This window comes from Streptomyces sp. NPDC050997, assembly GCF_040660135.1.
Classification (GTDB): domain Bacteria; phylum Actinomycetota; class Actinomycetes; order Streptomycetales; family Streptomycetaceae; genus Streptomyces.
Map to the genome: position 1 here is coordinate 684933 of NZ_JBFAGK010000001.1, position 12134 is coordinate 697066.

Annotated in this window: 7 protein-coding genes; 2 read left to right on the top strand and 5 right to left on the bottom strand. The window is 67.2% G+C overall.

Translation table 11 applies throughout. The features are described from left to right. Positions 1–96: 96 nt before the first annotated feature. Together AB0H86_RS02815 and AB0H86_RS02820 are read right to left on the bottom strand one after the other, a co-directional pair. Positions 97–2652, bottom strand: a complete 2556-nt coding sequence (locus tag AB0H86_RS02815; protein ID WP_362432120.1) for a polynucleotide kinase-phosphatase — start codon at positions 2650–2652, stop codon at positions 97–99. Continuing rightward, positions 2649–4118: a 3' terminal RNA ribose 2'-O-methyltransferase Hen1 gene (locus tag AB0H86_RS02820; RefSeq protein ID WP_362432122.1), complete on the bottom strand. Its 1470-nt coding sequence runs from the start codon at positions 4116–4118 to the stop codon at positions 2649–2651. Before AB0H86_RS02820 ends, AB0H86_RS02815 begins: the two co-directional genes overlap by 4 nt. 124 nt (positions 4119–4242) lie before the next feature. Between AB0H86_RS02820 and AB0H86_RS02825 the strand changes: the two genes are divergently transcribed. Next, positions 4243–4881 (top strand): SMI1/KNR4 family protein, encoded by a 639-nt coding sequence (locus tag AB0H86_RS02825; protein WP_362432125.1) that lies wholly within the window; start codon positions 4243–4245, stop codon positions 4879–4881. A 75-nt stretch (positions 4882–4956) separates the two neighbouring features. Here the strand turns inward: AB0H86_RS02825 and AB0H86_RS02830 are convergent, their stop codons facing one another. Continuing rightward, on the bottom strand, positions 4957–9312 hold the full coding sequence (locus AB0H86_RS02830) for a Tat pathway signal protein (protein ID WP_362432128.1): 4356 nt from the start codon (positions 9310–9312) through the stop codon (positions 4957–4959). A gap of 554 nt (positions 9313–9866) precedes the next feature. Then, complete coding sequence (locus AB0H86_RS02835) at positions 9867–10202, bottom strand: hypothetical protein (protein WP_362432130.1); 336 nt, start codon at positions 10200–10202, stop codon at positions 9867–9869. 275 nt (positions 10203–10477) lie between these two features. Here AB0H86_RS02835 and AB0H86_RS02840 point away from each other — a divergent pair, with 275 nt between their 5' ends. Further along, positions 10478–10906, top strand: coding sequence for a hypothetical protein (locus tag AB0H86_RS02840; protein WP_362432133.1), 429 nt, complete (start codon positions 10478–10480; stop codon positions 10904–10906). A gap of 119 nt (positions 10907–11025) precedes the next feature. On the opposite strand, the gene AB0H86_RS02845 is transcribed toward AB0H86_RS02840, so the two are convergent. Beyond that, positions 11026–11952: an LLM class F420-dependent oxidoreductase gene (locus AB0H86_RS02845; RefSeq protein ID WP_362432135.1), complete on the bottom strand. Its 927-nt coding sequence runs from the start codon at positions 11950–11952 to the stop codon at positions 11026–11028. Between the last annotated feature and the right edge of the window lie 182 nt (positions 11953–12134).

Here is a 12134-nt window from a genome sequence, read left to right on the forward strand (position 1 = left end):
GGCGTGAAGTCCGGCCGTGCGCCCCCCGGTGGGGCGACTCGGCCGGAAATCGATCCTCCCGGGCCCAGCGGGAGCCACGCGGGGCCCGGGAGTCGGCTACAGCCTCGGGTCCACCGGCTCCGACTCCAGCGCCAGCACCCCGAACACCGCCTCGTGCACCCGCCACAGCGGCTCGCCCTCGGCGAGCCGGTCGAGTGCCTCCAGACCGAGCGCGTACTCGCGGATCGCGAGCGAGCGCTTGTGGTTCAGGAAGCGGCCGCGGAGCCGGGCGAGGTTGTCCGGGCGGGTGTACTCCGGACCGTAGATGATCCGAAGGTACTCGCGGCCGCGGCACTTGACGCCGGGCTGCACCAGACGGCCCTGAGCGCCGCGCACGACGGCGTCGACCGGCTTGACGACCATGCCCTCGCCGCCGCGTTCGGTCATCTCCAGCCACCAGTCGACACCCGCCCGTACCGACTCCGGGTCACCGGTGTCGACGTACAGGCGACGGGTCGTCCGCAGCAGGCCGCTCGCGTCGTGCTCCACCAGCCGGTCGAGGAAGGCGAGTTGCTCGTCGTGCGGCAGGGCGGCGAGGCTGCGGCCCTGGGCCGCGAGGATCTGGAACGGGGCCAGGCGTACGCCGTCCAGGCCGTCCGTGGTCCAGCAGTAGCGGCGGTAGGCGTCCGTGAACGCCGAGGCCGCTTCGGCCCGTTCGCGCTGGCGGGCCAGCAGGTCCGAGACGTCCACGCCTCGTGCCGCCGCGCCCTCCAGGGCGGCCAGCGCGCCCGGGAAGACCGCGCCGGCGGCGGCGCCGACGGCCGCGTACTGACCGCGCAGCAGCCCCATCGCCTTCAGCGACCACGGCATCAGCTCCGCGTCCAACAGCAGCCATTCCGTGTCGAGTTCGTCCCAGAGACCGGCCTCGCCGATCGCCGTGCGGACCCGGCCCAGGATCTCCTCCGTGGCCGACTCGTCGTCGAAGAAGGGACGGCCGGTGCGGGTGTACAGCGCGCCGGTGGGGCCTGCCCCGACGCCGAACCGTTTCCGGGCCGTCTCCGCGTCCCGGCACACCAGCACCACGGCCCGCGAGCCCATGTGTTTCTCCTCGCACACGACCCGCGCGACGCCGTCCTCCTGGTACTGCGCGAAGGCCTCGACCGGGTGCTCCAGGTAGCCCTCGACGCCGGAGGTGGCCGTCGGGGCCATGGTGGGCGGCAGGTAGGGCAGCAGGCGCGGGTCCACCGCGAAGCGGCTCATGACCTCCAGGGCCGCCGCCGCGTTCTCCTCGCGGATGGCGACGCGGCCCTGGTGCCGGGTCTCGACGGCCCGGCGGCCGTGCACGTCCGCGAGGTCCAGCGGGCGTCCGTCGTGCCCGCCGGGCGCCTCGACCCGCAGTGGCTTGGCCGGCTCGTACCAGACCCGCTCCGCCGGTACGTCGACCAGCTCGCGCTCCGGCCAGCGCAGCGCGGTCAGCTTGCCGCCGAAGACGGCGCCGGTGTCCAGGCAGATCGTGTTGTTGAGCCAACTGGCTTCCGGAACCGGGGTGTGCCCGTAGACAACCGCCGCCCGGCCCCGGTAGTCCTCCGCCCACGGGTAGCGCACCGGCAGCCCGAACTCGTCGGTCTCTCCGGTCGTGTCGCCGTACAGGGCGTGCGAGCGGACCCGGCCCGAGGTGCGGCCGTGGTACTTCTCCGGCAGCCCGGCGTGGCAGACGACCAGTCTGCCGCCGTCGAGGACGTAGTGGCTGACGAGGCCGTCGATGAACTCCCGTACCTGCTTGCGGAACTCCTCGGTCTCCCCGTCCATCTGCTCGATGGTCTCGGCGAGTCCGTGGGTGTGCTGGACCTTGCGGCCCTTCAGGTGACGCCCGTACTTGTTCTCGTGGTTGCCGGGCACGCACAGGGCGTTGCCCGACCCGACCATCGACATCACCCGGCGCAGCACGCCCGGGCTGTCCGGGCCGCGGTCGACGAGGTCGCCGACGAAGACCGCGGTACGGCCCTGCGGGTGGACGCCGTCGACATAGCCCAACGTGCCGAGCAGTGCCTCCAGTTCGGACGCGCAGCCGTGGATGTCGCCGACGATGTCGAAGGGGCCGGTGAGGTGGGTCAGGTCGTTGAAGCGCTTCTCGGTGACGACGGTGGCGGTCTCGACGTCCTCGACGCCGCGCAGGACGTGCACCTTGCGGAAGCCCTCGCGCTCCAGGTGCCTGAGCGAGCGCCGCAGTTCGCGGGTGTGCCGCTGGACGACCCGCCGGGGCATGTCGGCGCGGTCGTCGCGGGTCGCGTTGCGCTCGGCGCACACCTCCTCGGGCACGTCGAGCACGATGGCGATGGGCAGCACGTCGTACTGCTTGGCCAGGTCGATCAGCTGGCGCCGGGCGTCCTGCTGCACGCTGGTGGCGTCCACGACGGTCCGACGGCCGGCCGCCAGGCGCTTGCCCGCGATGTAGTGCAGGACGTCGAAGGCGTCCCGGGTCGCGCTCTGGTCGTTCTCGTCGTCGGAGACCAGACCGCGGCAGAAGTCCGAGGAGATCACCTCGGTCGGCTTGAAGTGCCGCCGGGCGAAGGTCGACTTGCCCGAGCCGGAGGCACCGATCAGTACGACGAGGGAGAGGTCGGTGACGGGGAGGACCCGCCCCTGGTTCTGGGAGATCCGAGTATCGGTCATGCCGCCTTCGCCTCCTTCTCGTTCACGTTCTTGACACTGAACACGGCCATCTGGGTGGGCGGGCCCACCTCCGGGTCGTCCGGGCCGACCGGCACGAACGCCACGTCGTAGCCGTGCCGTTCGGCCACCGTGTCCGCCCAGGTCCGGAACTGTGCGCGGGTCCACTCGAAGCGGTGGTCGCCGTGCCGGACGTGGCCGGCCGGGAGGCTCTCCCAGAGGACGTTGTACTCGACGTTCGGGGTGGTCACCAGGACCGTGCGCGGACGGGCCGCGCCGAACACGGTGTACTCCAGGGCGGGCAGCCGGGGCACGTCGAGGTGCTCGATGACCTCGCTGAGCACGGCGGCGTCGTATCCCTTGAGCCGCTTGTCGGTGTAGGCCAGCGAGCCCTGGAAGAGCTGCACGCGCGAGGCCTGCCGCTCCCCCATACGATCCAGCTTCAGCCGCCGGGAGGCGATGGTGAGGGCCCGCATCGACACGTCGACGCCGACGATCTCGGTGAACCCCGGGTCCTTGAGCAGCGCCTGCACCAACTGGCCCTGTCCGCACCCGAGGTCGAGGACACGGGCGGCACCCGAGTCCTTGAGCGCGGCGACGATGGCGTCCCGGCGCCGCACGGCGAGCGGGGTCGGCTTCTCCTCGGCCTCGGTCTCCGCCTCGACGGCGTTGTCGATCTCCTCGACCTCGCTGTCGTCGGCCTCGGCCAGCCGCACCAGCTCCAGCCGCTCCATCGCCTCCCGGGTCAGCGACCAGCGGCGGGACAGATAACGGCTGGTGATCAGCTTCTGCTCCGGGTGCTCGGGCAGCCAGCCCTCGCCGGCCCGAAGCAGTTTGTCGACCTCGTCGGGCGACACCCAGTAGTGCTTGGCGTCGTCGAGCACGGGCAGCAGGACGTACAGGTGCCGCAGTCCCTCGGCGAGGGTCAGCGTCCGCGACTCCAGTACGAGTCGCACGTACCGCGAGTCGCCCCACTCCGGGAACTCGCTGTCCAGGGCCACCGGTTCGACGGTCGCCGTCCAGCCGAGCGGCTCGAAGAGACGTCGTACGAGCTCCGGGCCGCCCCGGGCGGGCAGTGCGGGCACCTCGATGCGCAGCGGCATCGGCTGCGCGGCACGCTCGGGCCGGGCTTTGCACACGCCCCGTATCGCGCTGGAGAACACGCCGCTCAGCGCCACGGCGAGCAGCGAGGAGGCGGCGTAGGGGCGGTCGTTGACGTACTGCGCGAGTGCCGCGTCGGGGGCGCCGCCGCGTCCCTTGCCCTTGCCGCGCCGGACCAGCGCGACCGCGTCGACCTCCAGCAGCAGCGCCGCCGTGCAGCGCTCGGCGTCCGCCTCGGGGTAGAGGACATGGGCTGTGCCGTAGGACAGCTTGGCCGAGAACGGGTTGTCAGGATGCTTGTGGAGGAGGAAGCCCAGGTCAGTAGCCGGGTGCTGCTCGTCGCCAGTCGTCGAGATCGTCAGGAACACGTGTCCGAGTATGAGTGTCGGCGGGCCCGTGGCGGTACTGGATTACGGCGATCGCCGGGCTTCTTGAGTCCTCCCGATACCGGGGTGTCCATCCCGTCGCCGACGTCACTCGTAGAGTTCTCCCATGACTGATGACCTCAATGTTGTCCTCGATCGTCTCGATGCGTGGCTTGAGGTGAACGCGCCGGCGGATTTCGCAGCACTGAATCCACCCGCCGCACGGAATGACATTGACGCCATTGCTGACGGTCGTTTCCCTTTGCACCCCGATCTGGTCAGGTGGCTGGAACGTCACAACGGGGTCACCGCTACGCAGGGCCACGGTGGTCCGGGCGTCATTCTCCCCGAGGGGTTCGTTCTCCATGCGGCCGAGGGCATGCGTGCCGGTCAGCGTTTGATGGAGGAGGCAATTGCCGAGTGGGTGGATGAGAATGAAGCGGAAGATCCCGATGTGAGGGACATCTACGAAGGCGTGTACGGATACGCGTTCCACGTCCGGTGGGTCCCGATCGCCACAGATCTCACGGGAGGCAAACTTCTTGTCGACCATCGCGACGGAGACCGGTTCGGCAATGTGCTCCACGGTCTGCATGGCGGAGACACGGACGGTCCCGTGAAGGTATGGGACAGCCTTTCCCACATGTTCCGCAGTCTCCTCACGGCGCTGACCGAGGGAACCACGATGCGGCTGCCTGATCATGCCGACCCCGTGGCGCCGCGTCTGTCCGGCACCGACAGCCAGGCGCATGTGACGTGGGCGTAGGACGAGGGGGCGGTCCCGGGCACGATGCCTGGGACCGCCCCCTCGCGGAACGGGTTGCTGGTTACCGGCTACGGATCACGGAGTGACGACACACACTTCGTCGGGACGGCAGTTCTCGAGGCTGGGTGCGTCGATGTAGAAGGCGTCGTCCTTGTCTACGCGTGCCTTGGTGAAGAAGGCACCGAGGCCCCGGCCGGCCGCCTCGTTCTGCTTGGCGGACATCGAAGCCCGGCCGCACACTTCCTTCCACGTCGGCGGCGCGAAGCGGTCATCCGGATACAAGCGCCACTTCCCGTCGCTGTCGCTCTTCTGCGCGTACAACTGGACGCACTGGTCTCCGTTCCCGGACTGCCCGCCGCTCTCCTTGGTCGAGGCGAAGGGGTATTCGTCGCACTGACGACCGTCCGGACTGTTCGTCGTCGCCTCGGGAGTCGCCTTCGTGGTCGTCGTGTACGACGTGGGACATACCTTGCCCCGGTTCTGAATGATCACCGACTTGTCCGTCTCCCGGTGGAGAGGTGAATTCTCCTTCTTGCTGCCCGGGTGCGACGGAAGTTCTTCTCTGAGCAGCCAGTAGTAGGCCGCGGCAGCGGGATACTTCGCGTCGTTCATGGTGAACGTCGGGATGTGGTGGTTGAAGACGCAGCCGGTCGAGTTGTTGACCGTCACCGAGTTGTCGCACCGGATCTGGTCGAACAGGGAGACCTCCGGCTTGTCGACGGGGACGAGGCCCTGCCACTGGGGACTGTCCGCCTTGAAGCTCAGGAACACGCCCCGGTCGAACTTTTGAGAGGTGCCGACTGTAGGAGCGGTCCAGGTGTTGGTCTTCGTGGCACTCGCCCAATGCTTGTCGAGCAGGCCCGTCCACGTGGCGTCGCTGAAGTTCGTGGAGTACGCGGCGTCGCAGTCGGGGGTGCAAGGCGTGTCCCAGTAGTCCAGTGAGACGGCGCCGAGGTCGGCATCCATGTCCACAGGAACGATGGACATCCGTTCCGTGAAGGTCGCCTTGTTCGTCGTCTTCGTCTCGACGAAGACGTTGAAGGCGGCGGATGCGGTCACTACGGCGCCGTCCGCGTCCTTCCTCGTCCAGTGCACGAGCGTGGTGAAGGCCAGGCAGCCCTCACGGCGTTCGAGCGTGTAGGTCTGTGTCAGACCCACTTGAGCGCACCACGTGACGAGCGTGGTGGAGAGGGCGTCGGCGGCGGAAGCGGCTGAACGCGCCGCGGCCGAGGGCTTGGTGAGCGGCTTGAACGTGACGCACTGGCGTCCTTGGCCGTTCTTGAGGCCCTCAGCACACGTGTCGTCCGCGGTGAGCGAGGCCGGGTTGGACACAAGGCCGTCGGGAGTGGGCTGTTTCTGCTGATCATCGTCGATGAAGTCGACGTCCGGGGCGTTGTCGTCCGGGTCCGGGAGTTGCAGACCGGCCATTCTGCCACCGGACACGTTGAAGTCACCGGGCACGAAGGCGACCGCGCCCCAGGCGATGTCCTTGTCCGCGGTTCCGCTGCTGGTGGTGTTGGAGAGCCTTACCTCGGGGGTTGTGTCGTTGAAGCGGAAGGCGCCGAGGGACACCCACTTGTCGGACGCGTTGGCGGACTGATCGACGGTGACCTTTTCGGTGCCGAGGGCGGTGACGACCTCGTAGACAGCCTGTTGGGTCTGTGCTCCCGTATCGGGGATGTGCACGTAGACCATGGCCTGCTTCTTGTTCAGAGGCCCGCTGAGTCTCCATCTGCCGTCGATGGTCATCTGTCCGCCCTCACCACCGAGGTGGTCGGGGTCTCGGTCGTGTGTGTACCAGAAGTGCCCGCCGTAGCCGCCGCCGATCTGGTGCAGGTCTGCTTTGGCGTTGAAGTGCGTGCCCATGGTGTCGGCGTAGAAGGTGAACTGGAAGTTGCCGTCCGAGACGACCGGCCCGCAGTCGCTCCATGTCTGTGTTCCGGCAGGGACCGAGGCGACGACTTCGGCGCCGGCGGGCGCTCCGGAGCAGACTGGGGTGCCGTTCTTCAGGCGGTAGCCACGCCCCGGCTCGGAGATCAGTGTCTGATATTTGATCAGTTCGTGTCCGCAGTCATTGGCGCAGTTCGACTTCCAACTGGTGTTGGCCTTGTTGTACCAATACTGCTTGTAGCATTCCTCCGTCCCGCAGTTGGGAGGCGTGCTCGGGTCGCAGTTGTTGTCGCTGTTGCAGAAGGTGCCCAGCGGCGGGGAGACCAGGCTGCGCTGGGCGGTGCTGACCCACCAGGCGGGCCGGAAGCCGGCCGAGGAGAACCCGGATTCGCCCTTCCAGTCCTGACGGCCGTCGGTGCTGTACGAGTAGCCGGTGTCGATGGACCAGGCGGACCAGCCCATCACCTTTTCCTCGTAGGGCCAGTCCTGCGGGTGGGCGGCGTCGTGGTTGGCCTCGGTGCCGTCCACGTCCGTGTCCATGAAGGGGTGGCCCCAACTCTTGGCGTAGATGGGGTTGGCCGGATTGTTGTACCAACCCAGGCCCCAGCGGCCGCTGTTCTCGCCGGCGGCGGAGGGTGGGTTGAAGCCGAGGTTGTAGTTCCACACCGCGGTGAACCAGTTCTCCACGAAGGAGGGGTCATCGTTGTTGACGGTGACCTTCTGCCCGGCGGTGTGGACCTCGTTCCACTTGTCGGCGAGGATCTTCATGGACGCGGCGATGTTGGTCGTGTAGTCGATGGCCACGGCCTTCTGAAGCACCGGTGACAGGCTGGTCTCGTTTTCTTTCTCGTGCCCGGCGAGGCGCATGCCGTCGGTGACCTGTCCTACTCCGTAGCCACAGTCCGACTTGTCCCAGTTGATGTTCCAGTAGGCGTTGGGGTTACCCGGGTCGGTCTGGTGCCCGTAGTAGCCGTCAACAGCCGCGAGGGGGCTGCCCATCTGGCCGGGAATGGCTCCGGACTCGGCCTGCCAGAGGTTGGACTCCTGAGCCATGATGCCGAGCATCACATTGGCGGGGATCCGTCCGCCGCCGGTCAGGGAAGGCGGTGGGAACAGGCCCTGCGGGTCGATGCTGCTCAGGCCGGTCTGACTGCGGTAGCCACCCTGACGGAGATAGCTCGCACGCAGATTGCCGCGTACGGCCATGTCGACCGCCCACTCGACCTGGTTGGGCGTCGGCTGTAGCGCCTGGGCCTCGACGTCGTTGCGGGAGACGGAGCACCAGCGGTCGGGGTCCGTCGGGTCGTGCGAGACAATGGACGTCACCGCCGCAGTGCCTGTTGGTTGCGCCGCCCCGCCGGCAGTCGAGCTTGTCTCCTGTGCGGTCAGGGCGGGCGAGAGCCGGTCGTTCCCGTTGAACGGCGCGGTCGAGATGACCTCTTGGGCGATGGCCGTGCCGGTGAGGGTGGCCGTCGACGTCACGGTCACCGGGGTGTCGGCCGGCAGGCCGGCCGTCTGAGCTGAATCATCCTGGGCCGAGGGCTCGACGGTGGTGAATCCCTTGCCTGCGTTCTTGATTCGCTCGATGCCCGCTCGCAATCCGGCGGTGAGAACCGGGTTGACGGCGAGACGCCCTTGGCTGGAAATGTCCACGTCGACCGGTGCGTCGACATGAGTGACCCCGGTGCCTCGGGTACGCGGTGCGCCGGACACCTGCCCGGTGAGGAATACCTGTGAGGCGCCCGCCTGCTTCAGAGCGAAGGCGCCGATCTGGCCGGTGGCCACGATGGCCGCGGTGCCGTGGCCGCTCCACACTCGGGCGCGGGCCTTCTTACTGCCGTTGCGTTCGACGAAAGCGATCTTCCCGTCTTGTGCCGGGTGGATGTCGAACGGCAGGCCGCCGGCTGTCAGCAGGTTCTTGACCTTGCCCGACCGGTCGAGGTGAACCAGTCGACGACCAAGGGCCGCGACCGCGCCGTCCCGGACCGGCACGGCGCTTGTGAGCTCGCCGTCGGCAGCGGCCGAACTCAGCGTCTCTCCGCCGACGTTCACGGTAACGATGCGAGTCCTGGTCTTGGCCGGGTCGTTCATGTCGCGGAATGCGGTGAACGCGGCGGTGTGGGTCGTGGGATTGCAGGAGGGATCGAAGTAGGCGAGGGACGCCGTGAAGGGCAGCTTCGTCACTTTGCCGCTCGTCAGGTTCACGATCGCGGCAAATGCTCCCCCCTGCATGAGATCAGGTTTGTTCGTGAAGCTTCGGGGGGCGTAGACGACGGCCGCGTGGTCGTGGTCGATGACGCATTGGTTGCCGATCCACGAGTCCGCCGGCATGCCTGGTTCACTCAGGGAGGCCGCGGTCTTCCACACGTACGCCTTCGCACTGTCGGCGACGAGAATCCGTAATCCCTGGGTGTCGGCGGCCGACGTCACGGCACGGTCGCTGCTGGCCTTCCACCCCTTGCCGAGTTTCTTGTCCGGCTGCGTGACCTGGCCCGGTGTGGCCGGATTTGTCAGGCCGGATGAGGGCTGAGTGCTTGACACGGCGTTCGACACGGCGTTTGACGCGGCCAGAGCGGGCGCACCTTGCAGGAGGCTGCCCGCCAGTGCGGAACAGACCACTGCGACGGCCAGTTGTATTCGAGTACGTCTTCCGGGTCTCGCGCGTCTTCTGGGGCTCACAGAAGAGTCTTCCGTTTCTCATCGAGATCGCGTGCCCTTCTGGGCACGACGGGGCCCGCCACGTCACGCTCAACTGCTCGGCGACAGGCGGGAGTTGTGAGACAGGAAATCCACACGACCGAGCACCGCGCGAAGGGCGGCGCCGCGGATCGACAGAGGGCGGGTCAGCTTCCGGGCAGAATGGGAAACGTAGTCACCACGGTGCTGCAACTCCCCCCAAGAGTCTGGCGCGTTGAGCACTGGACCGGGTTGGTTCAGTCCACTGCTGGACGCATGATCATGCTAGCCACATCATGCACACGTCACGCAGGGAAGCCAGCCGGCCGCTCCTCCCTCTTGCTTTATTTGACGTACTCTTGGCGCCGGTCTTGCCTTCCGATGACCAGAACGAGTCACAGTCAGCCGCGGATCCGTGCTCAACCAATCGATTTCGGGCACTTCTCCGTCAAAGGGGCGACATAAAGGTCGAGGCCGTCAATCTTTTCCGCTTGCCGAACAAAACACACACGATACTTTTCGAGTCGGCTCGCATCAATGATTCTGCCCGCACCCGTGCTGTCCCGCAGAGAAAACGGCAGCTCGCTTTCTGCGACTTTCTTCGCAGCCGTATCGAGCCTCTCCCCCTCAAGGTTTTCGACTTTCCCCGGGGTTGCCCGTGTCGACACATGTCCGGATTCTGAACCGCAAGCGGAAACGGTCACAAGAGTCAGCGGCAACGCGAGGACCAATGCGGCCTTGAGCTTAATAGACATGTTTTTCCTGAGATTTCCGGGCGACGCGAGTGAGTCTGGAGACGGCTCCAGCCGAACGAAACCGTAACGACCTCCCTCGCGCAAGCCGTTTTTGACTCAACGTCACATTACTCCTTGATTATCCAGTTATCACCTCGTTGCGCATCGGTTATGGGTAAAGATCGCGAATTGAGGTGTGTGACGTACGCAACTCCACGTGATATTCAATTGATCCTCACGTTCCCCTTACCGCAACATGACTGCCGTTCAGATCCGACCTCTCGTTTGGAAAAAACATGCGACGCATCCTCCAGACTGTTGTGACTGCCGCCGGCGCCCTCCTTCTTGCCCTGTCGATGACCACGTCCGCATCAGCGGGAAGCACCATCACGGCCTACGCCGAACCTGATATCGCGGAAACTCCGAATGCCGCCCACGGCGGCAAGGCGGTCTTCCAGCCTGATGGCGAGCATCTGCTCATCACCGACCTGGCAAAGGACGGACACTCCACCATCGGCCTCATATCGATCGGCTGTGACACGGCCGCGTGCAACTACTACTACTGGAACCGCAATGGGGTGGACACCACCCGCGACGTCAATCTCGACCTCGCTGAGGGAACGCACATCGGCCTGAAGGCGTGCATCGGCGACTGGTCCGGTACGCCGACCGGCGGCATCCGCTTCGGCACCTGTGCCGACCTGTGGGAGACGACCACGGCGTAAGGCCCGGCACACGGTGTGGGGTCCGCACTGACAAGGAGGCGCCCAGCGGAAGCTTGGGCGCCTTGCCCGTGCGCTCACCACAGTCCGTCAGCGCGACGTCAGGAAACAGGCGGTGAGGCTCACGGCCTCAGCTGCGACTGCACCTGGGACGAGATCAGCTCCAGGTGGTCCAGGTCGGAGAGGTCCAGGATCTGGAGGTAGATCCGCTCGGAGCCGGCCTCGGCGTAGCGGCCGATCCGCTCGACGACCTCGGCCGGGGTGCCGGCCAGGCCGTTGGCCTTCAGCTCGTCGGCCTCGCGGCCGATCGCGGCGGCACGGCGGGCGACCTCGGCGTCGTCCTTGCCGACACAGACGACGAGGGCGTTTGAGTAGGTGATCTCGCCGGCCTCGCGTCCGGCCTCCTCGGCGGCGGCGCGTACCCGGCCGAACTGGAGCTCGCTGTCCTCGATCGAGCCGAACGGCATGTTGAACTCGTCGGCGTACCGGGCGGCCAGTCGCGGGGTACGGGTGGTGCCTTGGCCACCGACGAGGACAGGAATCTTGCGCTGCGCGGGCTTGGGCAGCGCGGGCGAGTCCTTGAGGTCGTAGTAGGTGCCGTGGAAGTCGAAGGTCTCGCCGAGCTCGGTCGCCCACAGGCCGGTGACGATCGCCAGCTGCTCCTCCAGTCGGGCGACCTTCTCCTTCGGGAACGGTATGCCGTACGCCGTGTGCTCCTCCTCGAACCAGCCGGCACCCAGGCCCAGTTCGACGCGACCGCCCGACATCTGGTCGACCTGCGCGACCTGGATGGCGAGCACGCCGGGCAGCCGGAAGGTGCCGGCGGTCATCAGCGTGCCGAGGCGGATGCGCTTGGTCTCGCGGGCCAGGCCGGCGAGGGTGATCCAGGCGTCGGTCGGGCCGGGCAGGCCGTCCCCTGAGCCCATTTTCAGATAGTGGTCGGAGCGGAAGAACGCGTCGAAGCCGAGGTCCTCGGTGGCCTTGGCGACGGTGAGGAGGGTGTCGTAGGTGGCGCCCTGCTGGGGCTCGGTGAAGATGCGGAGATCCATGCTTCCATCCTGCACGCCGGGACGACGGTCGACCGCATCGGTCCCCTCGGTCACTCCCGCTCCCGGTCGACCCGGGCAGGGCGGTCGCCGCCGGGGCGTCGCTGGTCACCCGCACCGGGCTTTTCGGAGGCCTTGGGTCCCAGGAGTCCGTCATGCCCGAAGAGGTTGTCCCGGTGGCAAGG

What these genes read in the sequence shown, in the direction of transcription:
- AB0H86_RS02840 (WP_362432133.1), top strand. Translation starts at nt 10,478, where the DNA reads ATGCGACGCATCCTCCAGACTGTTGTGACTGCCGCCGGCGCCCTCCTT.
- AB0H86_RS02835 (WP_362432130.1), bottom strand. Translation starts at nt 10,202, where the DNA reads ATGTCTATTAAGCTCAAGGCCGCATTGGTCCTCGCGTTGCCGCTGACT.
- AB0H86_RS02815 (WP_362432120.1), bottom strand. Translation starts at nt 2,652, where the DNA reads ATGACCGATACTCGGATCTCCCAGAACCAGGGGCGGGTCCTCCCCGTC.
- AB0H86_RS02845 (WP_362432135.1), bottom strand. Translation starts at nt 11,952, where the DNA reads ATGGATCTCCGCATCTTCACCGAGCCCCAGCAGGGCGCCACCTACGAC.
- AB0H86_RS02825 (WP_362432125.1), top strand. Translation starts at nt 4,243, where the DNA reads ATGACTGATGACCTCAATGTTGTCCTCGATCGTCTCGATGCGTGGCTT.